19 protein-coding genes are annotated in these 26126 nt (G+C 56.0%); 6 read left to right on the forward strand and 13 right to left on the reverse strand.

Translation table 11 applies throughout. The features are described from left to right. Positions 1–375 precede the first annotated feature (375 nt). Positions 376–1785: a DnaA/Hda family protein gene (locus PSR63_RS01825; protein ID WP_274330232.1), complete on the forward strand. Its 1410-nt coding sequence runs from the start codon at positions 376–378 to the stop codon at positions 1783–1785. Positions 1786–1842: 57 nt separating this feature from the next. Here PSR63_RS01825 and PSR63_RS01830 read toward each other — a convergent pair whose 3' ends face one another. Beyond that, on the reverse strand, positions 1843–2592 hold the full coding sequence (locus PSR63_RS01830; protein ID WP_274330234.1) for a DUF6690 family protein: 750 nt from the start codon (positions 2590–2592) through the stop codon (positions 1843–1845). A 125-nt stretch (positions 2593–2717) separates the two neighbouring features. On the opposite strand from PSR63_RS01830, the gene PSR63_RS01835 reads away from it, so the two are divergent. Continuing rightward, positions 2718–3911: a class I SAM-dependent methyltransferase gene (locus tag PSR63_RS01835; protein ID WP_274330235.1), complete on the forward strand. Its 1194-nt coding sequence runs from the start codon at positions 2718–2720 to the stop codon at positions 3909–3911. Positions 3912–3914: 3 nt separating this feature from the next. Here the strand turns inward: PSR63_RS01835 and PSR63_RS01840 are convergent, their stop codons facing one another. The 6 genes from PSR63_RS01840 to xseA all read right to left on the reverse strand — a co-directional run bounded on the left by PSR63_RS01840 (position 3915) and on the right by xseA (position 10721). Beyond that, on the reverse strand, positions 3915–5030 hold the full coding sequence (locus PSR63_RS01840) for a hypothetical protein (RefSeq protein WP_274330237.1): 1116 nt from the start codon (positions 5028–5030) through the stop codon (positions 3915–3917). A gap of 144 nt (positions 5031–5174) precedes the next feature. After that, entirely contained in the window at positions 5175–6068 is an 894-nt protein-coding gene (locus PSR63_RS01845; protein ID WP_274330238.1) for an NAD(+)/NADH kinase, read from the reverse strand. 146 nt (positions 6069–6214) lie between these two features. Continuing rightward, the gene (gene dxs / locus PSR63_RS01850) at positions 6215–8119 is read right to left on the reverse strand and encodes a 1-deoxy-D-xylulose-5-phosphate synthase (protein ID WP_274330239.1); all 1905 of its coding nucleotides are present in this window, start codon (positions 8117–8119) and stop codon (positions 6215–6217) included. Positions 8120–8124: 5 nt separating this feature from the next. Continuing rightward, positions 8125–9021: a polyprenyl synthetase family protein gene (locus tag PSR63_RS01855; RefSeq protein ID WP_274330241.1), complete on the reverse strand. Its 897-nt coding sequence runs from the start codon at positions 9019–9021 to the stop codon at positions 8125–8127. Positions 9022–9111: 90 nt separating this feature from the next. Next, the gene (xseB, locus tag PSR63_RS01860) at positions 9112–9477 is read right to left on the reverse strand and encodes an exodeoxyribonuclease VII small subunit (RefSeq protein WP_274330243.1); all 366 of its coding nucleotides are present in this window, start codon (positions 9475–9477) and stop codon (positions 9112–9114) included. Positions 9478–9497: 20 nt separating this feature from the next. Further along, positions 9498–10721 (reverse strand): exodeoxyribonuclease VII large subunit, encoded by a 1224-nt coding sequence (xseA, locus tag PSR63_RS01865; RefSeq protein ID WP_274330245.1) that lies wholly within the window; start codon positions 10719–10721, stop codon positions 9498–9500. Positions 10722–10905: 184 nt separating this feature from the next. Here xseA and PSR63_RS01870 point away from each other — a divergent pair, with 184 nt between their 5' ends. Then, a complete protein-coding gene (locus PSR63_RS01870) occupies positions 10906–12711 on the forward strand; it encodes an NPCBM/NEW2 domain-containing protein (protein ID WP_274330247.1) in 1806 nt (601 codons plus the stop codon). 10 nt (positions 12712–12721) lie between these two features. On the opposite strand, the gene PSR63_RS01875 is transcribed toward PSR63_RS01870, so the two are convergent. The 5 genes from PSR63_RS01875 to PSR63_RS01895 all read right to left on the reverse strand — a co-directional run bounded on the left by PSR63_RS01875 (position 12722) and on the right by PSR63_RS01895 (position 19971). After that, positions 12722–13576: a lysophospholipid acyltransferase family protein gene (locus PSR63_RS01875; protein WP_274330249.1), complete on the reverse strand. Its 855-nt coding sequence runs from the start codon at positions 13574–13576 to the stop codon at positions 12722–12724. 31 nt (positions 13577–13607) lie between these two features. Continuing rightward, complete coding sequence (gene dapF, locus PSR63_RS01880) at positions 13608–14486, reverse strand: diaminopimelate epimerase (protein WP_274330251.1); 879 nt, start codon at positions 14484–14486, stop codon at positions 13608–13610. 263 nt (positions 14487–14749) lie between these two features. Then, complete coding sequence (locus tag PSR63_RS01885) at positions 14750–15091, reverse strand: hypothetical protein (protein WP_274330253.1); 342 nt, start codon at positions 15089–15091, stop codon at positions 14750–14752. Positions 15092–15326: 235 nt separating this feature from the next. After that, positions 15327–18560 carry a hypothetical protein gene (locus PSR63_RS01890; protein WP_274330255.1) on the reverse strand — a complete coding sequence of 1078 codons (3234 nt, stop codon included), beginning with the start codon at positions 18558–18560 and terminating at the stop codon, positions 15327–15329. A gap of 109 nt (positions 18561–18669) precedes the next feature. After that, a complete protein-coding gene (locus tag PSR63_RS01895) occupies positions 18670–19971 on the reverse strand; it encodes a glycosyltransferase family 39 protein (protein ID WP_274330256.1) in 1302 nt (433 codons plus the stop codon). Positions 19972–20303: 332 nt separating this feature from the next. On the opposite strand from PSR63_RS01895, the gene PSR63_RS01900 reads away from it, so the two are divergent. Then, the gene (locus tag PSR63_RS01900) at positions 20304–21902 is read left to right on the forward strand and encodes an MFS transporter (RefSeq protein ID WP_274330258.1); all 1599 of its coding nucleotides are present in this window, start codon (positions 20304–20306) and stop codon (positions 21900–21902) included. Positions 21903–21991: 89 nt separating this feature from the next. Here PSR63_RS01900 and tilS read toward each other — a convergent pair whose 3' ends face one another. After that, on the reverse strand, positions 21992–23017 hold the full coding sequence (gene tilS / locus PSR63_RS01905) for a tRNA lysidine(34) synthetase TilS (protein ID WP_274330260.1): 1026 nt from the start codon (positions 23015–23017) through the stop codon (positions 21992–21994). A 709-nt stretch (positions 23018–23726) separates the two neighbouring features. Between tilS and rny the strand changes: the two genes are divergently transcribed. Next, positions 23727–25277 (forward strand): ribonuclease Y, encoded by a 1551-nt coding sequence (gene rny, locus PSR63_RS01910; RefSeq protein WP_274330262.1) that lies wholly within the window; start codon positions 23727–23729, stop codon positions 25275–25277. 27 nt (positions 25278–25304) lie between these two features. Then, the gene (locus tag PSR63_RS01915; protein ID WP_274330264.1) at positions 25305–26117 is read left to right on the forward strand and encodes a TIGR00282 family metallophosphoesterase; all 813 of its coding nucleotides are present in this window, start codon (positions 25305–25307) and stop codon (positions 26115–26117) included. The last annotated feature ends 9 nt before the right edge of the window (positions 26118–26126 follow it).

Here is a 26126-nt window from a genome sequence, read left to right on the forward strand (position 1 = left end):
CCTAATTGGGACTTCCATCAGCTATAAAGTGTTGCGAAATAAGAGATTGGGATGACATATCGGTGATGTCTTGAATCAGATTTGTCAGGTTTCGACAATTTATCCACGGTCGTGTTCAGATCGTGTTAGAAAATGGAAAGCCGCAGCTCGCAGCAAATCTCCGGGAAATCGCGGGCATTCGGCAGGTCCGATATGTCCCCTTCTCTTTTTTTCTTCCAGGGTGCTTCCGAGAGGTTTGACAGGGGTGCTAGCTTGCCTACAATCATCCTCCACGCGGTTAATGATGCCGCCTGTTTTTGCCTCTCTCCCGTCTGGGGTTGAAGGACGATTTTCGGATTGGAAATCGGAAATTCAACTCGCTGAAAGAGTCAGCCTGTGGTCACGGAAGACATCGAAATTCTACCTGCGTTGCGTCTCGCAATGATCGAGAGGGTAGGACAAGATCGCTTCGAGCTTTGGTTCGGTACCAACAACACTCAGCTTCGTTTGAGCGAAGGCTGTTTGCTGATTGAATCGACCAGCCGAGTGAATCTCGACTTCCTCCGCAAGAATTTCCATGAGGCCATTCGTCAGGCTCTTTCCGACGTGCAATTGCCAGGGCATCAAGTGATCTACCGCGAAGGATCCGCCCCTGCTTCTAAAGCTCCATCACCATCCGCCGTTAAAGCGGAAAAGAAGATGCCTCCTGCGGCTACGAGTACGCAACCGACTCGCGCTTCGTCGAGCAGTTCGACGATTATCCAGCGCCGCCGGTTCGCCTCGCTGAAAGACTTTGTCGTCAGCGATTGCAACTCGATGGCTAAAACGGCAGCGACGATGGTCTTGCAGCAGCCGGGACAGATCTCGCCACTATATATTCATGGTCCCTCCGGCAGCGGGAAAACCCACTTGCTGGAAGGTATCTACGGCCTGGCTCAGCAGAAGAAGGAACTGGGGCGTGTCGTGTATCTCTCGGCTGAGCAGTTCACGACTTACTTCCTGGAAGCTTTGCAGTCTTCTGGCGTAGCCAGTTTCCGCCGCAAGTATCGCGACGTCGGCGTGTTGATCATTGACGACGTGCAGTTCTTTGCCGGCAAACGAGCCACCAAGACGGAACTGCTGCATACGCTCGATGCGATCACGCGTCGTGGTGGGCAGGTCGTTCTGGCCGGCAATCAGCGTCCCACCGAACTATCGGCCCTGGGTACCGAATTGGTTGCTCGCTTCTCCAGCGGTTTGATCTGCAAGGTCGATCCTCTGGACGAAACGTGCAAAACGGCCATGATCCAGCGATTGGCCGAGAAACGGGGCGTCCAACTAACCGAATCAATCGCTCACTGGCTAACGCGTCAACTTCCAGGCGAAGGCCGACTCGTCTCGGGTGCAATCAACCGGTTGTGGGCCTACTGTGCGGTCGAAGGCAACACGCTTTCGATTCCTATACTGGAAAACCTGCTTGCCGATCTCATCCCGCAGCGCAGCAGCATGATGCGACTGGATGACGTCGAGCAAGCCGTCTGCCGCGTGTTTGGTGTCGATACCAAACTGCTGCGTTCGCAATCCAAATCACGCCGAGCCAGCAACCCTCGCATGTTGGCGATGTGGTTGGCCCGCAAACACACGGGTGCTGCTCTCTCGGACATCTGCTTGCACTTTCAACGTCGTAGTCACAGCACGGTGATCTCGGCGGAGAAGAAGGTGAACAAGTGGCTGGCCGACGATTCGATCGTGCAGATTGCCGATCGTTCTCTGAAAGCTCAAGAGGCCATCGAATTGGCCGAGGCCGAGCTTCGCTCGAGCCGATAATCATAGAAAATCCTGTCCCCTCGCCCCTGCAAACCGGGGGCGAGGGACAGGATTTTGTTATTTGAAGCCCCAACGACCAGCGTGCTTGTCGCGGTCGACTATATTGGCCATCTCAGGGCTGAGCGAGTAATAGCGTGATGGGCGGTTGATCTCCAAATCGATCTTCAACCGCGTATGGGGTAGGTTCTGATTGATCACGGCGGCCGGTTCGACGCGTAAGACGCTGACAGGCTCTCCGTTCCACTTCACCATATACAGCGAACCGGCAACGCTCGGTTCCGATTCGAACTTGTAGTGCTGCGTGAGCATGGCGACCAGGCGACGCTCGTCACCGGTGGTTCCATGAAAGGTGATTCGCTGCAAGACTTTGTCTTTGTCGAAGTAGTAAGTCAGCGAGCCAGCGATGTCGTCGATTCGCGATCCACTGACCAGCGGGACGCGCAGACCTTCGAGCCGAACGTCCGAAAGGGTCGTACTCACCCGGGGCCATGTTTCCATGATCCAGCGTGGGTTGGCATTGAAGTTGATGAAGTGATCGAACTGCTGAAACACGGGAGCAGCAGAAGGAGGTCCCATTGGCTTCGCGGCAGCGGCAGGCGTACTCGGGGCACTCACCAGGTTTTGTTGGCCGGCGTTATCTTCACCGGCAATCGAGGCCGCAGGAGCAGCTTCCCCCGATGGCATTAATTCGCTGGCCTTGTTCCAATAGGAACTGGCTGTTTCGCGCACGGTGGGGTTGTAATAGCTATACGGCACGCCAAAACTGGCGGCTGCGGCAACCCAGAACATGACCGTTCGACGAAACACAACTGACTCCTTCCATTGATGATTCATCCATAGTCATCATCGAGTCCCAGGCACACCTCGCATGAAGGTGATGCCAGCACCTCGTAAGATCCGAGCCGTCGCCACATTTTTCGCAGACCAAAGAAATGCCATCTCCCGACCAATCGGAATCTCTTACCACCTCGCAGTGGCTCGTCTCGGACGAAGCCAAGTCGTGGTTTGATTGGCTCGGCGAGGTCAATGTCAACGCGATCGGAACCCTCACCCGGCTTCGCCAGGAACTTAGTGGCGAACAGTCCGCGGCACTGTTGAGCCAAGCTGAACTCCGCAAACGAGCCAAGCGGAAGTTCGCTCATGCCGAGGCAATGTTCTTCACCGACATCGGTCTGCAGCAGTCCACTGATCAAGAGATCGCCGCGTATAAAGCTCAGCGTTTCCCGACCGACCAGCCACTAGCCGATTTATGCTGCGGCATCGGCGGTGATCTGATTGCGCTGGCTCAGCGCGGTCCGACGACCGCAGTGGATGCCTCGGCCGATCATCTTTGCTTTGCCGATGCGAACGTTTCTGCACATGGCGCAAAGCTTGCCGATACGCGTTGCGGCTTGGCCGAAGACACACCGCTCGAACAGTTCGCGGCCTGGCATATCGATCCCGATCGGCGACACGAAGATCGCCGTACGATTCGCCTGGACAGCTTCAGCCCAAGCCTCGACCAACTGGAGGCCATGCTGCGGCGCAACCGCAACGCGGCCATGAAGCTGGCCCCAGCGAGTCGTCTGCCGGAAGCCTGGGAAGAGGAAGGCCAGTGCGAATGGATCTCGCACCACCGCGAATGCAAACAATTGGTCGTGTGGTTGGGTGAACTTGCCCAGAAGCCAGGCACACGCAGGGCTGCGCGGATCGACCCTGCGGGACAGGTCGACTTTTTCGAGGGCATGGTCCGATCGCCAGTATCGTCGACGGAAGTTGGTCTCTATCTCTTCGACCCCGACCCTGCGCTGGTCGCTTCCGGATTGGTCGATACCTTGGCCGCGAGTCTTCAGTTGACACGCGTGTCGCCAGATTCGCACTATCTGACGGGTAGCGATACACTCGCACACCCATTACTTCAGACGTTCGAAGTGCTCACGCAGGAGAAGGTAGATGCCAAGCGGCTGAAGAAAGCCGTTGCGCAGGTCGAGTGGGGTACGCTAGAGCTCAAACAAAGAGGCCTCGAGTTGAAACTCGAGGCCATGCGAAAGCAACTAAAGCCGCGCGGCAAAGGGGAGGGGACGATTGTTTTCACCCCGACCGTGGCAGGGAATCGAGCGATTCTCTGCCGCCGCGCCGCTTGCTGATGTTTACTCTTGTTCCGGTGCGTCGAGCTTAAGCTCTTCTTCTTCCTCAACCGGCTTGGTAGCTGGATCGGCCAGGGTAGGCACACCTTCGATTCGCGGTCGCTCGGGCTTGGTCGCCACCTTGGCGGCAGGCTCGTTCGATTCAAACGTTTCCGGCTCCGCGGAACCTTCGATCAACTTGTCCCACGACTTCCCTTCGGCAACCTCTTCTTGCACTGGCTTCGAAGCAGTCTTCGGCAGGGCAGGTACTTCCTTCAGCTTCTTGGGTGCCATCGGTACGGCAGCGACCTTGGCAGGAGCTTCTTGAATCAGCTCTTCGGTCATGCGGCCGAGGTAATTCATCACACTGGTCTCGCCCTGGAATCCGATGATCGTCTCATCGAGATCAAGTTGCTGCGAGGCGACACGACCTGCTTCGATGTCGAACTTGATCGTTCCACGAGTCAGCTTCTGGATAAGCTCGACCTTTAGCATTGGATCGTCGATCGGAGTCAGAATTTGAGTTTCCGTCGAGATGGTCGCGATACCACCGGACACGCTCTTCAGGCGGAAGACCTGACGCGTCTTGATGTGCTTTTGAGCACCGCTACCGGTACGCACGGTAATGTCGTCTGGCGAATACCAAGCAGCACCGACAGCGATTGGCTCGGCAGGCAGGATCGGCAAGATCTGCGACTCACTGCTGGGCGTACCACCAAGCTGTTCGCGATCGACCAGGCGACCCATCGAATCGACGGTGATCTTGGCTAGTGGAATACCAACACTCTTAGCAGCTTCGCTATAGATCGCTGGAGGAATCTCGTCCTTCTCGCTGTTGTAGCGTTGTTCGGGTCGGTCGGTAACCTTCTGCCACATGTCGATATTTTCGACCGAGTGGATGAAGGTCGCGTCACCATCTGCGTTTACTTCTTGAATCTTCCAATTCTTGGTCGAGATACTACGAGACTGAGCCGTCTGCGTCGTTCCCTTGATCTTGGTTTCGACCGTGGAGAGATGCACGACCTTCGAGCGAATCACGTCACCGACGGCGAACTTGTATTCGAGTTTGACCTTGGCATCTTCGGCCATCGCCACGGTGGAAGTGGCAACCAGCAGCGCGAGAGTCGCGAGCATTCTCATGATTTTGCATCCTTGCAGTTTTGGGTCGTTTGGTGCAAGTTTTCAGTTTTCAGTGTTCAGGTTTCAGCGGGAGATCGAAAAGTGAAGCCATCACTTGGCATTCCTCTCTTGCTGAAAACTGAAAACTGAACACTTCAAACTAGTCTATCTACCGTGATCGATTTGACCGCCCCAGCCCAGCTTTTCGCGGAGCGTGCGGTAATAGTTATGGTCATGGGTTGCGACGAGCTTGAATCGCGGCTGTGCCTGATCGACGCGAACGCGGTGATCGCTGGTGACCGGGCTGAGCACTCGACCGTCGACCACTACCGACATCGTTCGGTCCGATCCGCGCAAGTGCATCTCGAAACATCGATCGCCGGTGTCGACCACGCTCCGCATGGTCAACGTGTGGGGGCTGATGGGACTGACGACAAAGGCCCGCAAGTCGGCCCGTAAAATAGGACCGCCTGCCGACAGGTTATGGGCCGTCGACCCGACCGGAGTGCTGATGATTAAGCCATCGCAGCTATATGATGTCGCTAATTGGTTGTCTACGTAAAGATCAATCGTGCGGATTTGGAAGGGTGGTCCGCCCAGAAGTGCCATTTCGTTCAGACCGATCCGCTCTGCGATCACCTCGTCATCCTTGAAAACGCGGCATCGCAGCATCATATGCTCGATGATCTGACAATCGCCCGCGCATAACGCCGCGAGCTGTTCGACCACATGGTCCGGTGTGAAGGCCGCCAGAAACCCGAGCTTACCCATATTTACGCCGATAATGGGAATCTGCTTGTTTCCCATACTACGGGCAGCCCCGAGGATCGAACCATCGCCACCGAGCACAATCGCAAAATCAGCTTCGATTTCAGACAGATCCGCTTCCCACTCAAGATCGGTATGCACGACCTCTGCAAATTGCGGAAGCAGGTGAGAAAGTCGTTCGGCTTCTTCCTCGACATGAGGACGATTACCGGCCCCCAGCAGCATGACACGCGGCTTTTCTTTCCCAGTCCAGGGTGGTTTCTTCGGGGAAGCAGGATCGACGGTGGTCATCGTTCATGTTCCCTCTCCTGTGAACGAAGAGGGCAGGGGGTGAGGAATATTGATGTGTCTACAGAAAGCTGAGAGCAGGAGACGCCGCCGTCAGCTTTCAATCCTCAACCCTGTCCCCAATGGAAATTGGGGAACGGAGAGGCATTTTAATGCTGCGAGGAAATCTGATCGTGGGCGGCTGCAAGCTCTCGACAGACCTTGGCAATGCCCAAGGAGTCGAGTTGCAGTTCGGCCAGGATTTCCGCTCTATCTCCATGTTGTACGAAGACATCGGGAATTCCAAGCCGTTTTACATGACTGGCGTCAACTCCCGCTTCATTGGCCGCTTCGAGCAGGGCACTACCGAAGCCAGTCATCAAAGCCGCTTCTTCAACGGTCACGACGAAGGGAGACTCTTTCAGAATCGGTAGGATCGTCTCGCTATCGATTGGCTTGGCAAAACGAGCGTTCACCAGCGTGACGTTGATTCCATCTTTGGCCAGCAGTTCGGCTGCTTTCTTCGCTTCGGGTAATTGTGTCCCGTAACAGATGACCGCGCCGTCGGATCCCTGCTGCAGCACCTCGGCCTTGCCAAGTTCGATCGGCTGGCGATCTCGGCTGATATTCTCGGCGTTGGTCTTGGGGTATCGGATAGCCGTCGGGTGATCGACCGAAACGGCAAAGTTGACCATCTCGGTCAGTTCGTCCGCATCGCCGGGGGCCATCACGATCATATTGGGGAACAGACGCATGTAACCGATGTCGTACATGCCGTGATGCGTTGGACCATCAGCCGCCGTAATGCCAGCTCGATCCATGGTGAAGACGACCGGCAAGTCCTGCAAAGCGACTTCCTGAAAGACCTGGTCGAAGCTTCGTTGCAGGAACGTGCTGTAGATGTTCACGATCGGACGCAGACCCGCTTTTGCCTGACCAGCCGCGAATGCAACCGTGTGCGATTCGCAAATGCCGGTATCGAAGAAGCGGTCGCCGAACTCGTCACGCAGCGGCTCCATCTTCGTCCCTTGGCACATCGCCGCGGTCATGACGGTCACGCTCTCGTTCTTCCGCATCACCTCGGCAATCGCATCGCGAGCGTAGTTGGTATACGCCTTCGAGCCGCCGCTTGTCTTCGGAGCTTCGCAGCTGTCTTCGTTCTTTTTCAGGACCGGTGGAGTGTGATAGTAGACCGGATCCTCGGCAGCCGGATCGTATCCATGCCCCTTTTCTGTGACCACATGCAGAAGCGTTGGGCCCTTCTGCGTTTTAACCATTTCCAGGTACTTCCGCAGAAGCTGAATGTTATGACCGTCGATTGGGCCGATGTAGTTGATGCCCAATTCCTCGAACAGCATTCCGCCGTGCAGCCCCGCTTTGACTCCCTCTTTAAGCTGAGCCAGGAAGCGTTCGGTCGGATCGCCGAAGACCGGAACCATATTCAGGGCTTTGACGACTTCATTCTTGAAACCGGTGTAGAACGGATTCATCCGCAGTCGATCGAAGTAATCGGCCACGCCGCCGACCCGAGGACAGATCGACATCTTGTTATCGTTCAAGATGATCAGCAGATTGCCGTTAAGGGCCTTGGCGTTGTTGAGGGCCTCGAAGACCATCCCGCTGGGGAACGCCCCGTCGCCGATAACCGCCACCGAGTGACGATCGGGATTGCTGTTCAAAAAATCGCCGCTGGCCAGCCCCATAACCGTCGAGACGCTTGCCCCGGCGTGGCCAGTCATGAAGAGGTCGTACTCACTTTCATGCGGGTTGGGATAGCCCATCAGGCCACCCTTGGTCCGCATGGTGTTGAACTGGTCATATCGACCGGTGACCAACTTGTGCGGATAGACCTGGTGACCAGTATCCCAAATCAGTCGATCTTGGGTGAAGTCGAATGTCCGGTGCAGAGCAATGCAAAGCTCGACCACGCCCAGGTTCGAGGCGAAGTGTGCCGTTCGAGTCGCTACCAGATTGCAGAGGACTTCCCGAATCTCGGCCGCCAACTGATCCAATTGCGCGGCATTGAAACCTTTCAGGTCCTCTGGCGATTTTATCGTGGGGAGTAGTTCCGGCATGGCGATCAGTGATTCCTTTCCAGCACGTAGTGAGCCAGGGAAATGAGGGGGTCGCCTCCACTGGGGAGTTGGGCGGCTGCTTCACATGCCTGATGGATTAATTGTTCCGCTTTTCGACGGCTCTCTTCAATCCCCCAAACCCCTGGGAAGGTCATTTTGCCTTTGTCGGCATCCTTACCCACGCGTTTGCCCATCGACTTCTCATCTCCTTGAACGTCTAAAAGGTCGTCCGTGATTTGAAAAGCCAAGCCCAGGCAATCGCCATACTTGGTCAAAAGTGTTAACAGGGCCTCGTCCGCTCCCGCAGCGATCCCGCCCAGGCGAAGCGAAACGGTGATCATCGCTCCCGTTTTTCGCCGATGGATGGCTGCCAGGTCATCGGCCGTTCCTTCGAGTTTCTCGAAACGGAGATCGTCCACCTGCCCACCGACCAATTGGCTGGCACCGGCGGCATGAGTTAATTCGCGAAGACATCGCCGAGATTGCTCCGCATCGGCGATTTCGGTCGCTAATATGTCGAAGGCCCGCGTCAGGAGGGCATCGCCAGCCAAGATGGCCGTCGCTTCGTCGAACTGGCGATGGCAAGTCGGACGCCCGCGTCGCAGGTCATCGTCATCCATGGCCGGCAGGTCATCATGGATCAATGAATACGCATGGATCATCTCGACTGCACATGCCGGGACAATCGCTGTACTGCTTTGAGAACCGCATGCTTCGGCGGCCAGCAACGCCAAGACGGGTCGTAACCGCTTACCCGGCGCGAGCAGACTGTAGCGAATCGCTTCGCGCAGGCGTTCGGGGCAATCTTGGTCGAACTCCGTCAGTCGGGTCAGAGCCGCGTCGATTTCGGGGCGGAGTCGGTCGGAAACTTCCCGAAAGGTCTCGGTCGACACTTCGGCCATTCTCAATCCTGGATTGTCGTGGGGAATTTGGGCAATCGCGGCATGGTACTATCGCGGCCTCCGAGCCGCATCCCGCTGCAACATACGATTTTAGAACAACTTGCGTTCGTCGTCCACGATATCCGAGCTTGATTTACCCTCAGATTTCTTGGAACTTCCCCGGCGTTTAGCCCGCGATTGGGCCTTCTCGTCGAGCGACATTTCCTCGTCCTCAAACGGCTGGGTAACGGGGTTTCCTTCCGCATCGACGCCGGAAAGAAGTTCGATCTTTCGTTCGGTCGTTTTCAGAACGCCATGACACTGCTTGAGGACCTCGATTCCACGCTGATATTTTTCCAGCGCCGCGTCCAGGCCCAACTGTCCTGCTTCTAGCTGCTGGACTATTTGCTGCAGTTCCGCCAGCCCTTCTTCAAAATTCGGGGGCGCTTGTTCTTCGCTTTGCTTCTTCTTAGCCAATGGTCGTTCCTTGTTGGATGTCACTGGACGCGGCTTCGGATGCGGCCTTTTTCCAGTATGGTTTCAATTTCGTCCCCCGGCTGCACTTGAGACGGATCGCGCAGAACCTCCTCGTCCGCACTGAGCGTCACCGAGTACCCTCGCGAAAGCACCGCCAGAGGCGACATGGCCTCGAGTTGAGCGGCCCGTCGCGCCAACGCTTCCTGGGCCTGCTGCAATCGCTGATGCATAGCCCGGGTCGCCGCGGTATCCAGTTCGTCGAGCGTGCGCTGGTGGTCGTGTATCATCTCGAACGGATGGGTAAACACTCGGCTGCGGGAAAGTAGTTCTACCTTCGCTGCCGCACGGTCGTAGGTTGCCCTCAGACCAGTTGCCAAACGCGACTGCATCCCACTCAAGCGATCTTGAATTTCCGGCATCGACGGCACGGCCAATTCGGCTGCTTCGCTGGGTGTTAACGCACGTTTATCAGCCGCGAAGTCCGCCAAGGTGACGTCGATTTCGTGCCCCACGGCCGAGATGGTCGGAATCCCTGATTCGGCGATGGCCCGCACGACGATTTCTTCGTTGAAACACCACAAGTCTTCCATGCTTCCGCCGCCACGTCCCACCACTAGCACGTCCGGTTTGATCGCCAATTGATTGGCTCGCTTGATACCGGCAGCGATTTCCGCGGCGGCTCCTTCCCCTTGAACGCGGGCCGGGATGATCAACACCTCGACATTACGCCACCGCCGATTCATCACTTCCAGAAAGTCACGAACGGCGGCACCTGTTGGGCTGGTTACGAAGGCGATGCGTTTGGGAAACTTGGGAATGGGCCGCTTACGTTCTGCCTCGAAGAGTCCTTCCGCGGCCAGCTTTTGCTGGAGCTGTCGCAACTTGAGCTGCAACGAACCGACACCGCGCGGTTCGATCTCGCGGATAACCAGTTGATAACTTCCGCGCGGCGGATAGACATCCAACTGGCCATGGCACAAGACTTCCTGGCCATCTTCCAATTCAAAGGGAAGCTTGGCGGCTGTGTTGCGCCAGATGACGGCCCGGATCTGGGCATCGTCATCCTTGAGCGTCAGATAAACGTGCCCCGAGCGCGGCTGCGATAGATTCGAGATTTCGCCGGAAACCCACACCGGCGGTATGGCCATTTCCAGCGTTCCCTGAATCAGGGCCGTCAGCTGCGAAACAGATAACACCGGCGGCTTCTCGCCGGGACCATCCCATTGTGCGTCTTCGGCGTCCATGTCGATCGTAAAACTTTGAAAAAAATCGGTTTCTTACGCAGCGTGCGAGGTCTCGATGATAGAACAGTTTTTGGGAAATCGGAAGGTCCGGCACCAAGTGAGGGACGACAGAATCAGCCCCGCAGGCTAATATATAAATGTGCGCAGCCTGCCTTCCTACCAACCTCCCCAGGATTCCTTCCCCATGCTGAAATACGTTCTCGCATTTTGTTTGATTCTGACCGCTGGCGGAGTCTGTCAGGCCGATCAGTCGTCGGTAGCTAAATCGCTTCAGGCACGTGTGCGAGCGTTCCACCAAGATGCACCGAAGGAAGACCTCAAGCTGCGAGTCGTCTACTTCTATCCCGCCGACCGCCATCCGCAGGCCAACTACCGCGCGCGCGTGAATCGGATGGTTCTCGATATCAAGGACTTTTACGACACCGAGTTCGCCAGAATCGGCCTGACCAACTCTCCACTCCCGGTCGAGATGGATGGAGACGAGGTAAAGATCCACATGGTCCAAGGGGCCGAGAACCACGACGGGTACGGCTACGACGGTTCCTACGGGCGAAAAATCCTTCGCGAGATCGGCCACCAACTGCGAGGCAAGGTCGATCCCGATCGCGAGTTCCTCCTGATTCTGTGTGCTTTGTGCGACAAGCAGGAAGATGGCCGCTACAAAATCTACTCGCCCTATTACGGTTTGGGTGGGGCGAACCAGGTTCGCGGGATCTGCTTTGCGGCCGACTGCGAAATGCTCGACACGCTGAATCTGACCAAGAAAGATGAAGTCTTTCGCTACAACGAACACAACCGCGATCAACAACGTTCGCTGGCAGACTTCAATACGGTCTTCATCGGGGGCATGGCCCACGAACTGGGGCATGGCTTGAGCCTGCCACATAACCGCGAGCTACCTTCCGAGCGGTCGAAGGGAACCGCGCTGATGGGCTCAGGCAACTACACCTATCGAGCCGAACTGGTCGGTAAGAAGGGAAGCTTCATGACCTTGGCCAGTGCGACACGGATGATGTGTCACCCGCTACTGACGCAAAGCAACAAGCAGCGATTCGAGCGGACCAGCCTTGAAGTCACCGACATCGAGTTCAGCGGAAACGGCAAAGCAATGACCGTCCGCGGGAAAGTTAAATCGAATGTCGAACCCTTCGCCGTCATCGCCTACAGCGACGCGGAAGGGGGCAATAACTACGACGCTTACCAATGGACTTCCGAAGTCGCCCCGGATGGAACATTCGAGGTCACGCTCGATGTGCACAAGCCGGGCAACAACGCTCTGCGGCTAAGCTTCTGCCATGCTAACGGAGCGACCAACGACGTGAGCTATCCGTTTACAGCCAACAAGCAAGGCGAACCGGATGTCCTGCCGCTGAAAGATGGCCTGGCGATTGCCTCGCTCGAAAAGGAGATGCTCGCCGGCAACATTTCGCAGGCCCGTCAGTTCGCCCAGGAGTACCTGAAAGCGAATCCAAAATCGCAACTGCAACCGATGCTCGAATACGTTCTGGCATTCGACGCCAGCGCGAAGCCAGTCGAACTGAGCGAGATCTCCGAAGGCGACGCGTTTCTCTCCGATGTCGAAGCCATGAGCGCCAAGGTGGGCTACGGCCGTCCAACACGTAATAGCTATTTGCCACTTCGGAGTCGCCAGGACGGTGGTTTCTTTCTCCGACCTGGTGGTCAGTTTCATGCCAAGGGATTTTACGCTCACGCACCGTCCGAGTTCACCTTTGACCTTAACGGCGAGTGGAAGCGATTCACGGCGGTAGCCGGCATGCAAGCAGGTACCCAGCGAGGGGCATCGGCGATCTTTATCGTCAAAGGCGACGGCAAAGAACTGTACCGTTCCGACAAGTTGCGAACGACCAATGTCGAGAACGTAGACATCGACGTCAGCGGCATCAAAAAGTTGGAATTGATCACCGAGACGGGCGAAAACAACATTCGCGGATGCTGGTCGGTCTGGGGTTCGCCCAAGCTCAGCCGCTAATTAGCATTTGCTACGAAGCCGAGCGAAACGGCAAGATCGTGGGCTCGGCTTGTTCTGCGCTAGGTACTTCGACCGTCGGCTTGGCTACGAGATAGTCGCGCTGCGCGGCTTGGAGCCAAAAGCGACCTTTGGCGGAAGTTTCCTTTTGCTTTTCAAGCGGGGTGGCCGTTGCAAAGAAGGAGACTTCGTTCTCGCCGGGCAGGTGTGACTCAGCCCACTTTTCCGCGGCGACCGTCAGGTGATTGAGAACACGCTGCACTTCGACGCGATGAAACTCGACGTCTTCCTTGGAAACCCTACGAGGGATTTCGATGGCCTGTCCCATGATCATGCGGGCTCGGCTGAAAGGGCGGGGGATAGCAAACTTATCCCACGTTCCGAGTCGATAGGGTCGGTCCATCCCAAAGCCCATCGGTATGATCGGCATCTGCAATTTGGAGGCGAGATAGATCGGACCTTGAGCCATTTCACGGCGTGGGCCTCGAGGTCCATCTGGCGTGATCGCCAAGTGCTGGGTACGCGAAACCTTGATCAGTTCCTTCAGCGCGGCGATACTTCCCCAGTTGGAAGAACCACGTACCGTACCAAATCCCATGATTGAAGCCGCATGGGCCAGCCACTCGGCGTCACGATGTCGGCTTAAAAGCATCGACAGGTTGCAGTGCCCACGCAAGGCAAAGGGAATGATGATGTACTCGTGCCAGAAGATGTAGATCCCTCGCCGCGGACAGAAGGGATTCGCCGGATCGTTCTGGGCCTGAACGTACATCGCTCGCACATCGAGCGAACTCATCATCGATTTAACCATCGTCACCAGGGCCGCGCCACCGGTACGGGCAATCCAGGGAGGATGAGTTTTTCGCATGGCTTCCTTGCCTTTTGCAGTGGGTTCAACTTTAGGCGAGTTGCGAATAAAGCGGCACGCCGTCAGGGATTGGCCAGATCCCACTGAATACTTCTTCGGCTGGACCCGTCATATAAACGTGATTGTCGGACTCGTTCCAGTGCAGTTCCAAATCACCACCCAGGAGATGATTCAGGATCCGTCGCTCTAACTTGCCGGTCAGTACGCCAGCGACACATACGGCACTAGCGCCGGTGCCACAGGCCAGCGTTTCACCACTGCCACGTTCCCAAGTACGCTGACGCACTTCGGTGGGACTGATGATCTCGATGAACTCGACGTTGACCCGAGCAGGGAACTGGGCCGCTTTCTCGATCTGCGGACCGATCTTCAAGACCAAGTCGTCATCGGCTTTATCAACGAAGATGACGCAGTGCGGATTGCCCATCGAAACGCACGTTACTTCAAATTCGCGTCCGCCGGCTTCCAGACGTTGATTGACGACCGGGCTTTCACCGAAGGTTGTGGGAATCTTCGAGGCGTCGAGGATTGGCTCGCCCATGTTCACGGTGACACGCTTGGCCAAATCGCCGTCGGTTTCCAACTGCACCGAAAGCACACCAGCCCCCGTTTCCAGCGATAGCTGGTCCTTTTTCGCGATGCCATGGTCGTAGACGTACTTAGCGACGCAGCGAAGCCCGTTGCCACACATTTCGGCTTCCGAGCCGTCTGCATTGAACATCCGCATCCGGGCATCAGCGACTTCGGACGGCGTGATCAAGATCAGGCCATCGCCCCCAATTCCGAAATGACGATCCGAAACCAAAGGAGCCAGCTTTTCGGGCGGGGCCGGAAGCTGTTCTTCAAACAAATTGACATACACGTAGTCGTTTCCGGCTCCGTGCATCTTGGTAAAACGCAGTTGCGACATCAGGTTCCCAGGCAGCAGTGCAAAGTGATCGATGCAGTGAAGTCCTTATCCTACCGTGAAGAGGCCTGAAACGTTAAGACCGTTCGCCCTTGGTGGCAAATTCGCAAGGCATTATTTCCGCCCCAGAATGGGACCGGATCATGAAGAGTCGATGGCAGCCAGGATACTCTCCACCCACCATCGCAAGCAGCTAAGTCGTTACCTGTTAAACACATAGCATCCCCCCAAAGGCTTTCCGCTGAGGGGCAACAAGAGAAGAAGCTTCAGCCGCTCAGGTCGATCTCTCGCCCGGTGATGCCGGTGGGATCTTTTTGCTGGCTCGCATCGTAGGTAGCGTCGCCTTCGAGTTCGGCTTCCGGTTCATCGGATTCGTGGCCGGGGCGTTCCCAGGCACGACGTCCGTCGGCGTCTCTATCAGACGTTTTTTCGCTTTCTTCCGGGTCACCGATGCCGGCAGCTTTCTCAGCCTTCTCGGTCGATTCGACCACTCGAGCATGACTGCTGGTTGCCTGTTGAGCTCCGGAGACGTCCGAGGAATTGCGCTGGGCTAGATTGGTAGCCGCAACGGAACTGGCTATCGAAGCCCCCATCGGTCCTACGCTCATAACTTCGACCCTCGTAGTGCCCCAGGCGATGCGGGTAGAAATAGCCCGCCGGCACGGCCTTCGACGATGAAGGGAGTGCTCTAAGGTGAACCCTTGGTCAGGCTCACCATCAAGTCAAACGGCTACGGATGCATGAAGGCGTATCGAGGTGATTTCCGCGTGAAAAATGCTTCTATCTGATATCATCGTCACGTCTTCCCCCCATCTTAAGGAGACTTCTGAGGGGACATTCATGCTAGCGAGGAATGGAGTTTCCTCGACGAATGACCGCCGGCGAGTCCGACGCAGGAGGCGCGCCGATAGGAAGACGTACGGCTCTCGCAGGAAAAAGTTGCTCCAAAGTTTCGTTGACCATGGGGAAAATCTCCTGCTCAGTCGTCGGATTATCGACCGAACCACCCACATGGATCACCATTAAATTGCGGCTGGCCTGACCAATCATCTGGCGGACAACCGGCACGTCGAATGTCTGATTCCCAAACTCGGTGTAGAACCGCATGCTGATCTGGCCATCCAGATTGGCTTCGCCGTTGCCCTTGAGCGCCAACGTCTGGCCAGAAAGCTGCATGTCATCCAGATAGACATAGTTGCCAGCGACGCGGTACTTGATATCCGCGGAGTTGAACGCATTGGTATCCGGAAATCGAGCGTTGAGAACGTTTAGCATGGCAACGGCCAGCGGCAGCTGATACATGTTCGCATCGCGCAACTGCAACGCCCCGGTACCATCCCAGGTATGCGTTCCTTCCAAGGTACCTGCCAGGCTGATATTGCCATAAAGTCGCCCAGACGTCTGGCCACGGTTTTGCTGTCCCAGGTCAATGAGCATCTGGCCGACCGTACCATTGACCAGCGTAATATCTGTTTGAAACGGCTGCGCGCCGGCTAACTGCATCCGACTGTCAATCGAGATCACACCACCGAAGGTATTCGCCGTGACATGCCGAGGTGGCTGACTTTCGGTTCGTGGCACATGACGCCCGGTAAGAAACTGCGTTTCATCAATCCAGAATGGTCCCCGAACATTCGACAGAGGAATGCCGTTAGACGTGACGCTGTCTAAATGAAACTCACCGAACGATCGGGCCCCCGTCTCATCGGACTGCCCTTCGAAGCGGATCGCTCCATAAATGTTGCTGATGATGGCTCCGCGCCGAATCTGACCACCGGCCATGTGCACGGTCATATCCCAGTTCATCTGAACCGCGCGGCCTGGGTTGGGATTGGAAAGCACGACCACGCCGTCGGCGTGAAAGAGTGGACCGATCTGTAGTTGCTGCAGCGACTTCTCCAGCTTCTCAGGCACGGCCAACAGTAGGTCACGATCGACCACGATGTTTTCAATTCGCAGACCTTCAAACCGAACCTGCCAACGGCGGTCTTCGGGAAAGTAGCAGCTTCCTTGCGTCGAAACGCGAACGTCACCGTGTCGCGCAGTCAACTGATTGAGTGTGATCTGTCCGTTACGAAACTCGACAGTACCGACCACTTCGTCCAGCACATAAGGAAACCCGACCGGCTCGACCGAGATCGCGCGACCCGAGAGATTCCGACTGCGTTCCCACTTCTGAGCAGTTACCCACAGATCGCAATCACCTTCCTGGTTGGGCCAATGCAACTGGACATCCATGTGATCGATCGAACCGCGAGGACGCAGTTGATCCCAACCTTCCTGTGCCGAGCCTGGAATCGCCGCTTTGAGTTCGTCATCCAGGGGAACGTCTTTACAAGCAAACGTTACATTCAGATCACCACGCTTGTCTCCTGGAACCTCTTGCCAAGTGCCGCGACAAGTGACGTGCCCACTGTCGTTGTAGCCTTGAAGCTGCTCAATGGTGACAAGGCCATCTTTCCAAACAATGTGGCCGTTGATCTTGGAAATGGGGTAGGGAAACTTCTCATATTTGACCGAGGCATCGATGATTTCCATCCGCAGTGACTTGTCCGGTTTTCTTTCCGGCTGGCTATGCGTGACGATCGTGAAATCAACGTTCGCCGCGCCTTGCAGATGAAAGTCACGTGCCACATTGCAGACATCTTCTTGAGCCACATGCAACGCATGCTCGAACGTCGAATCCCAATGGATCGGATCAAGCGATCGGACGCGAACCGGTCCGCTGCTGTTGGGTCCAGGGTCCATCACGCTTCCGACAATCGCGATCCGCGACTTGCCGGCGTGGGCGAGCAGATCGATGTTCAGCAACCGATCCTTGAAGTCGATCTTGCCCCGAGCATCGGTTACCGGATAGGGAAATTCCTCGAAGACAAAATTCGTTCCGCGGCAATTGGCGTGAATCTCCGGTACCCATTTCAGTCCGTTGAAATCAAGCTTCACAGAAGCATCAAGGGTGCCTGAAGGCTGGTAGCGGCCCCAACTTCGCTGCATACCACTGGGCAGCATGGTGGCCAGGCCTTGATGGAGCGTAATATTCTTGAGCGTCGCCGAAACATGGACCGGGCTGTTTGCCTGCCATCCGTTTCTCGAGAGTGATGCACTGACCGAACCGTTCTCGTAGTACGCAATCAGCTTCTCCACGCGAATACCTGGGGGCGATGCAATGACACGGCCCTGGATTCGCTCGACGGTGCCAGGAATTCGTGGATCACTCCAAGTTCCTTCACGCACATCGACCGTCGCCAGGTAGTTGGTCAGGCCAGACGAATTGCCAGAAACCTGAAACGCAGCATCCGCCGTGGCTTCGAGATGCACGAGGTCCTTGATGTGCGATTTCCACTCGCCAGGACAGAGTCCCCACAGGTGATCATCGATCCGGAGGTTGGCGATATTGCCCTGGGCGGCGAATGTCTTAGCCGTTTCGTCAATCAACCCTGTTACCGTGGCCGACTCCCAGTTCTGACAATTGAGGGTCGCCTTGATCCGCTTCTGGGTACGTGTTTGTCCGGCGTACTCACCCATGCCGGGCGCGACTTCGGTTTTGATTTGAAAGTCAACGTTGTCCAGGATTCGTCGGACGTTGCCCCCGCGACGGTCGGCCAGCAATAGGGACGCATCAAACACTTCAATCGCCGGATTGTCGTCTCCCCATTTGGGCATCGGGAAAAGATGCTTCAAGTTGGTACTTCCATCGGTATCGATGGTTGCCGTCAACCTGGGACGTCTTGCCACGATCTTGTCGACCTGAAAATCCCCCGATGCGAGCTTACGAGGATCGGTCGTGCAGTAGACCATGATCTCGTCGACCGACACTAACTCTTGGGATTGATAGAGACTCGATCGCTGGGCCAGCGAAAGTCCGCGGATCTCGATTCCTTTGCCTTCGATGAAACGAGCCGAGCGGACCGAGACCAACAGATGGCTGTAATGGCTGGCGAACTTCTTCTCGACGTGCGAACGAATTTCGTTATTCAGGTTGTGATAGAGGTACAACCCAAGCGCGCACGCCAACACGGCCACGATTAACGTGGTCCATTTGATGAAGCGATACGAAGCAGAAAAAAACTGACTCACCCGGGATGGAATCCTTTCCAAACGGACAGATGTCGCTAAATCTTGGCAGAATCAGGCCTTCGGGTAAACGTCGGTTTGGATGCTGGCAGCCGTTTTCTGCGGCCCGATTTCAGTTTTCGTTGGGAGAATCCGTCGCGGACTTGTTCCAGTAACTTCGCCACCAGCCAGCCAGTAGGCCGGCACTAAGGATCGCCAGGGCTAGCATTGGCGGCTGGCGATACCGAATCGAACTGACAAATACCAAGTGCAAGAAGCAGAAGTAGAAGAGAGGCAAGGCCAGCAGAAAGTAGATCCACATGCGTCGGGCATAGAGCACCGTTGCCAGCAAACCAGTCACAACGATGGGTAGGTAGCCCAAAGCGGTCACAATGTCCATTTTGCCGATCACATCTGGATTATTCCCCACCGGGGTCCAGTACCGCCAAAACTTGACGCCAGCCAACTGGATCACCTTGCCCGGGTTTTGCTTGGCCCAATCGATGGCAGCCTGCTTCATTCGTTCGTCGAGACGCGATTCAAACGTGCCTGGGAGAGAGTCTTCCAGGTCCGCTTCTTCAGCAGCCAGATCATGTTTGAATCCAGGCACGTAGCTCATATCGCTGGCCCCGGTCGCCATGGGGCTGATTCCATCGTACAGACTTGCCCCCACCTGAAGGGTCGTCGGCACGAACTTGCCAATCACCATGTAGTTCCGCACCCACCACGGCATCAGCACCATTGCTGCGACAACCGCAGCCGTTGCGTAGGAGAACAATTGCTGCTTTCGGTTTTCGTAGAAAAGTAGCCCGATCGGTGCCGCGAATAGCGGAAACATCAACCAACTCGGCCGTATCAAAATGGCCAGCCCGAATGCCAGTCCCGATAGGGCTGCGAATTTCTTCCGACGCGACGATTCGTCTGCTTTCAGCGCAACAATCAGCCAGCCGAGATTCAAAAGCATCAGCGGAACAAACGGGGCCTCACTCAGGATAAAGACGCTCATTCCGATGGCTCCGGGATAGAACGCAACCAGCATCGCAGCCAGTACGCCGGCGACCGGATCGAACAGCATCCGAGCAATCCACGCCGCCAACCCAATCGTGATCGTCCCGCAAACGATACCGACCAATCGCAACGCAAAGGTGGGCGGTGGATCGGCAAACCAATAGACGGGAGCCAGAAGCAATGGATAACCAGGCGTCCGCGCGACCTGGGCGTCGCCGTAGACGAAGTCTTCTCCCCGCGCAAGATGCTGAGCCAACACCTCGTAGCTGAGACTATCCCCGAAGAAAAAACGTTCTCCCTCGGGGATCCTCGATTCCCACCAAACAGCGGCACCAAGTCGAACCAGCGCGCCTAAAACGACAATCGTTACCAAAAGCCAGACTAATTCTCGCTTTTGAGGCTCCGCAACTTGTTGGTTACTAGACATTTAGGTGACCGGCAACTTTGGGACGATCGCGACATCAACGAATCGCCTGAGGAGAAAACTGGCAAACCAGGCAAGCTGTACGCGTTTGTGTAATATTAGCGCCTTAGGGAAAATCTTGCCCGAAATCACCCCAGGACAATAGTTTACTTCCATGAATCAGTCGGTATACTCGGACTGCCACGCTATATGCGAGGCACTAATTCACGTTTTTCTCGTCTTCTCCGGTTCCACCCCATGAACTGGTCAAACTTGATCTAGTACTGCCCACACCAAGAGCGGTCGTCAATACTGCCCCCCATTATGCACAGTTTTGTGTAGGAGATTTTCTTCCCATGTCCAACGATTCTTCCGCTGCCAGCCCGACTTATCATCGGATGGCACTTCTCATCGCCAGCTTCATGACCCTGATCGCCGCGGGGGTTGGTTTTGGTGTTCGTGCTGGGATTTTGAACGACTGGGCCATCCGCTACGGTTTCACCAAGGTGGAACTCGGAACGATCACCGGGGGCGGTCTGGTTGGTTTCGGCTTTACCATTATCTTCTTCAGCTTCCTGGCGGATAATCTGTTGGGCTACAAGAAGCTGCTGGTCCTGGCATTCGTGCTGCACGTTTTGTCGGTGGTCATCACTTTGGCCGCGACACCTGTGTTTGGAATTGCCGGTAAAGACGCCACTTACTGGTGCTTGTACATCGGTGTGTTCATCTTCGCTCTGGCCAATGGTGTTTGCGAAGCGGTGATCAACCCGCTGGTCGCGACCCTCTTCCCGAAAGAGAAGACGCACTATCTCAACATCCTGCACGCTGGCTGGCCGGCTGGTCTGATCATCGGCGGTATCATTGGCTACATGTTCTGCGGCGACAATGCTGCGATCAGCCATCTGCCGTGGGAAGTTCCGCTGGCGATGTACATGATTCCGACCCTGGTCTACGGTTTCATGGTCTTGAAGGAAGCCTTCCCACCATCGGAAGCTGCTGCCGCCGGTGTGACCACCAAGGAAATGTTGCTGCAATTCCTTTCGCCACTGTTGTTGTTCCTGTTCGTGATTCACGCGATGGTGGGTTACGTGGAACTGGGTACCGACAGCTGGATCACGAACATCATGGAAAACGTGATTTCCGGTAAAGCGTTCCTCCTGTTCATCTACACCTCGGCGATCATGTTCGTCCTGCGATTTTTCGCCGGTCCGATCGTTCACCAGATCAACCCGCTGGGTCTGCTGTTTGTTTGTGCGATCTTCGGTTGCAGCGGCCTTTACTGGCTCGGTTCCGCCAACACTGGCTGGGCGATCATCGCTGCCGCGACCGTTTACGGTTTGGGTAAAACCTTCTTCTGGCCAACAATGCTTGGTGTGGTCGGCGAACGCTTCCCACGCGGTGGTGCCATCACCATGGGCGTGATGGGTGGTATCGGGATGCTCTCGGCCGGTTTGCTGGGTGGTCCTGGTATCGGTTACAAGCAGGACTACTTCGCCACGCAGAAGATGCAGCAACTGGACGACGCCTTGTTTGAAGAATACCGTTCGCAGAGCAAGAAGTCGTTTCTGTTCTTCCCTGAAGTTTACGCTTTGGACGGTGCCAAGGTTGGTGTGCTGAAGGACGACGGGGCTGAACTGGCTCGTCGTACGGAAATCGAAACCGCTGAAGGCAAGGTTTCCGAACAAACCGAGGCCCTAAACGCCTGGTGGGAAGCCAACAAACCAGCGAACGAAGAAACACGTACTCACGAACTGGAAACGATCGAAACGGCCAACATCTACGGTGGTCGAATGGCATTGAAGTGGACGGCCATCATCCCTGCGACGATGGGCCTCTGCTACTTGCTGCTGGTGATCTACTTCTGGAGTCAGGGTGGTTACAAGCAGGTGGTGCTGCACGGCGAAGAATCGGAAACCGAGCAGTACACCGGTGGTGTCGAAGGTCCTGTGGAATAACTCCAAAAGCTTCGATTCTCGCGTTCAAAACAGAAGGCGAGCCTCATTTGGGGCTCGCCTTTTTCGTTTAGGGCTATCCTGGCGAGAGTCTAGCGTTTCAAAGTCAAAACATCTGCTTCACGAGCCGCTCGAATTGCCCCTGGCAGGACGTCCGCCACGGCATCTGCTTGCCCGAAAGCGAGCTCGCTGAGCTTTTGCCAGTGAAGCTGCGACATCTCTTGCCGTGGCCAATTCTGTTCTCGCCAAACCCGAACAAATAGTTCGCGCACGAGGTACGGGCGAACGCCGTTTAACTTGCGAAGATCGATGCGTACAACGCTCGGATCGACAATCGTGACGGCGACATCCATCAGTTCACCGACCAGATCATCGATCACTTCCTGGCACTCGGCCGCCTGATACGAAAGTCTCGCGAGCGATTGATCGACCTGCTCGCCGAACGCTTCGCGAAGCTTCGGTAGCAGGTCGTTGCGAATCTTATTGCGGGTAAAATCCTGGCCGGCATTGGTGGCATCTTCTCGCCACGGCTGGCCAATCGCTTCCAGGTACTCGATGATCTCGCTGCGGGTAAATGGAAGCAGCGGACGCACCAGCCCCACGCCCGGCAGCCACTGACGAGCCTTGGCGATGCCTTGCAGACCAGCGATACCTGTTCCTCGCAGAATACGGTGCAGGACCGTTTCGATTTGATCGTCCTGGTGGTGCGCTGTTACCAGGTAGCGGGCTTCGACCTCCAGGGCCACTTCGGCAAAGAACGCATAGCGTGCAGCGCGAGCGGCGGCCTCCAGCCCATCGACGGTTTGCCCAGGCGAAAGGGCATCGGCGGATAGGGAACGCGTGCGAACGTTCAGCCCTAGGCTTTCCGCCGACTCGACCACAAACCGCTGGTCATCCTCCGATGCCTGACCACGGAGGCCGTGATTCACATGCACGACCCATAGCTTTTCACGGCCTGCGGAACCAAGAGAGTCGGCCATGAGCCGGAAAAGGGCCATGCTATCAGCCCCGCCAGACACGGCGACGAGCGTGACGCGACCATGCCAAGCTTCCGGTGGCCAGCTTTCGAGAAATCGTTGCGGGAATGTCGACGTGTCTTGCGGATTCAGCAATTGCAAGCAGCCCGATTTTGAATTGTTAAGAACGATTCCCGCAAGAAAAAAATGAATGCTTCCCTCCGACGGGGAACTCTGTTAATATAACGTGAACGGGTTAGGCGCACTACCATTGTGCGCAGAGCCCAACGATTGTGTTACCTAAGCGCTTAACGAGATTGGCAAACACGTTTGCCAGACGATCGATTAGGGAAAGCAGTCGATGTGCCGGATTGGTAAATCCTCTAGCCCCATTGGCTTTTCGGAGGGCAGATAAGCGTGCAACTACTCCTTCTTTTTCTGATACGGCTCCTTCTGGCGCTTTGTCCATGGAAGGTTGAAATCTTGAGCCCAGCTCGCGTTCGCGCGAAATCGGCCCAGCGACACGCAAATTCTCAACGAGAAACCGCAGTGGTTCATTTGCCACTGATTGGTTGGCTGGAAATTGACGCCCATCTTCTTCCCCATGATGCCTGTAAACGAGCTCGACAAGGCTCCTCGAAACGAGCAGGCCCAGGCTCCGGAAACTCTTCCGGAAAACGATCTGACTACTGACCTTCATGGGGCATACTGCGCCCAAGGTTTAGTCGTTCGGGGGAACGAATTTCAAGTCTGGCACTTCGATGGCCTTCTCGACATCGCGTTGGTACGTCACTGAAGATGCATCATCTTTTCGTCTGCAAATACTTGCCACGTTAAACGCTATTCCATCCAGCTACAGGAGTAGTGGAACGTGACTGGGTTGTATTATGCATTGACAGCGGCAATTGCGGCGATAGGCACGTTTTTGCTCGTCAAGTTTTTCGACCGGCTCCGAAAAAAGGACGTGGAGACCGAGGCCCAACAGATTCTCGAGAAAGCCAAACAAGAATCTGAAAACCTCAAAAAAGAAGCTTTGCTCGAAGCAAAAGAAGAAGCTCTACGCCAGAAAACGGACGCCGAAAAAGACCTCTCCAAACAACGCGACGAAATCCGCGAACGCGAAAAGTCGCTCGACCGCCGCGAAGAATCGATCGAACAACAAGCAACTCACTTGCGCAAGCAAGAGAATATGGTCGAGACTACACAGCGGCGACTAACGGAAAAAATCGAAGAGAACGACAAGCGTTCAACCAACCTCGAAAGCATCATCCGCGATCAACAGGAACGCCTGCACCGGATGAGCGGCCTCAACGCCGAAGAAGCCAAGAGCGAACTGCTGAAGCTTCTCGACCAACAACTTCAATCGGAAACCGGCGCAATCGTGCTGAAGCACCAGCGACGGATGGAAGAAGAAGTTCGCCCTATCGTTCAAGACATGCTGCTAACCGCGATGCAGCGTTTCGCCGCGGCCCACACGGCCGAATCGACGACCAGCACAGTCGATATTCCCAGCGACGAAATGAAGGGGCGAATCATCGGTCGTGAAGGCCGTAACATTCGCAGCTTCGAGAAGGAAACCGGCGTCGACGTAATCATCGACGATACACCTGGCGTGGTGATCGTCAGTGGCTTTGATCCGGTCCGCCGCGAGATCGCTCGACAATCGCTCAACAAACTGATCGCCGACGGCCGTATTCACCCCTCGCGTATCGAAGAAGTGGTCAAAGAAACCCAGGCCGATATCGAAACCACGATTCGGAAAAAGGGGGAAGAAGCGACCACCGAAATTAACGTGATGGGGCTGCATCCCCGCCTGATCGAGATGCTGGGAAGACTCCACTTCCGAACCAGCTACAGCCAGAACGTGTTGCGTCACAGTATTGAAGTCGGTTTCATTGCCGGGCTACTCGCCGAAATGATCGGCCTCGATCCGCAAATTGCACGGCGTGCCGGATTGCTTCATGATATTGGTAAAGCGGCGGATCACGAACTCGAAGGCGGGCACCCCAAGATTGGTGCTGACCTGCTGAAGCGTCACGGGGAATCGCCCGAGGTGGTTCACGCGGCGTTTGGTCATCATGACGAGATCATTACCGAGTACCCCTACACCATGCTGGTCGCTACGGCAGATGCCTGTAGTGCCTCGCGTCCGGGTGCTCGCCGCGAGACGCTCGAGCGATACATCAAACGCATGGAAGAGCTCGAGTCGATCGCCACTGGCTTCCACGGTGTCGAACAGGCCTTCGCCATTCAAGCGGGTCGCGAGCTTCGCGTGATCGCATCGGCCAAGGAAGTCAACGACGAGATGGCCGCCAAGATTTGTCGCGATATCGCCAAGGCGTTTGAAGAACAGCTGACGTACCCTGGCGAAATCAAGGTCACCATGGTCCGCGAGTCCCGGTTTACGGAATTCGCTCGCTAATTACTCATCACGGAAAGGTTGACTCCCTTGAGGATTCTGCACATCGGAGACATCGTCGGGAAGGTAGGTCGTGACATCGCTCGCGACGTCATCCCTGGCCTCCGTGAGAAGTACAACCTTTCCCTGGTGGTAGCCAATGCAGAAAACGCATGCGGCGGCTCGGGACTCACCCCGGCCGCCCATCGCGAGTTGATCGATTCCCGGGTCGATTGCATCACCATGGGAGATCACATCTATCGGCGCAAGGAACTGAACAAGACCCTTGAGTCGCAGCCCAACATTGTCAAACCGGCCAACTATCCAACTGCCGCACCCGGCAAAGACTTTGCCATCGTCCAGTCGAAAGAAGGCTTGCGCGTCGCGGTCATCAGCGTGATGGGACGAGTCTTCATGCGTCCGGTTGATTGCCCTTGGACGGCGATCGATCGCGTTCTTTCGCAGATTCCATCCGACATCAAAATCCGCTGCGTTGATTTCCACGCCGAAGCAACCAGCGACAAGCAGTTGATGGGACGGCATCTCGACGGGCGAGTCAGTTACTGCCTTGGTACGCATACGCACGTAGCGACCGCGGACGAACAGATCTTTCCCCGAGGCACCGCGTTCATGTGCGACATCGGCATGACTGGGCCGCACGAGAGCATCATCGGACGACGTATCGATCGCGTTCTCGAAACGACCGTTACGTTTCGACCAACGCTGTTCGATGTCGCCAAGGACGATGTCCGCCTGAACGGGGCCATCGTCGACGTCGACCCTCAGACCGGCAAGGCGACGGCGATCGAGCGTCTCCAAGTCCGGGAAGACCAAGTCAAAGAGTTGAAGCTCGAACGACCGTAGGACTGCCGC

This window comes from Bremerella sp. P1 (assembly GCF_028748185.1).
Lineage (GTDB): Bacteria > Planctomycetota > Planctomycetia > Pirellulales > Pirellulaceae > Bremerella.

What these genes read in the sequence shown, in the direction of transcription:
- PSR63_RS01875 (WP_274330249.1), bottom strand. Translation starts at nt 13,576, where the DNA reads ATGCGAAAAACTCATCCTCCCTGGATTGCCCGTACCGGTGGCGCGGCC.
- PSR63_RS01870 (WP_274330247.1), top strand. Translation starts at nt 10,906, where the DNA reads ATGCTGAAATACGTTCTCGCATTTTGTTTGATTCTGACCGCTGGCGGA.
- PSR63_RS01835 (WP_274330235.1), top strand. Translation starts at nt 2,718, where the DNA reads ATGCCATCTCCCGACCAATCGGAATCTCTTACCACCTCGCAGTGGCTC.
- PSR63_RS01885 (WP_274330253.1), bottom strand. Translation starts at nt 15,091, where the DNA reads ATGAGCGTAGGACCGATGGGGGCTTCGATAGCCAGTTCCGTTGCGGCT.
- PSR63_RS01895 (WP_274330256.1), bottom strand. Translation starts at nt 19,971, where the DNA reads ATGTCTAGTAACCAACAAGTTGCGGAGCCTCAAAAGCGAGAATTAGTC.
- PSR63_RS01900 (WP_274330258.1), top strand. Translation starts at nt 20,304, where the DNA reads ATGTCCAACGATTCTTCCGCTGCCAGCCCGACTTATCATCGGATGGCA.
- dxs (WP_274330239.1), bottom strand. Translation starts at nt 8,119, where the DNA reads ATGCCGGAACTACTCCCCACGATAAAATCGCCAGAGGACCTGAAAGGT.
- PSR63_RS01855 (WP_274330241.1), bottom strand. Translation starts at nt 9,021, where the DNA reads ATGGCCGAAGTGTCGACCGAGACCTTTCGGGAAGTTTCCGACCGACTC.
- dapF (WP_274330251.1), bottom strand. Translation starts at nt 14,486, where the DNA reads ATGTCGCAACTGCGTTTTACCAAGATGCACGGAGCCGGAAACGACTAC.
- PSR63_RS01845 (WP_274330238.1), bottom strand. Translation starts at nt 6,068, where the DNA reads ATGACCACCGTCGATCCTGCTTCCCCGAAGAAACCACCCTGGACTGGG.
- xseA (WP_274330245.1), bottom strand. Translation starts at nt 10,721, where the DNA reads ATGGACGCCGAAGACGCACAATGGGATGGTCCCGGCGAGAAGCCGCCG.
- PSR63_RS01840 (WP_274330237.1), bottom strand. Translation starts at nt 5,030, where the DNA reads ATGAGAATGCTCGCGACTCTCGCGCTGCTGGTTGCCACTTCCACCGTG.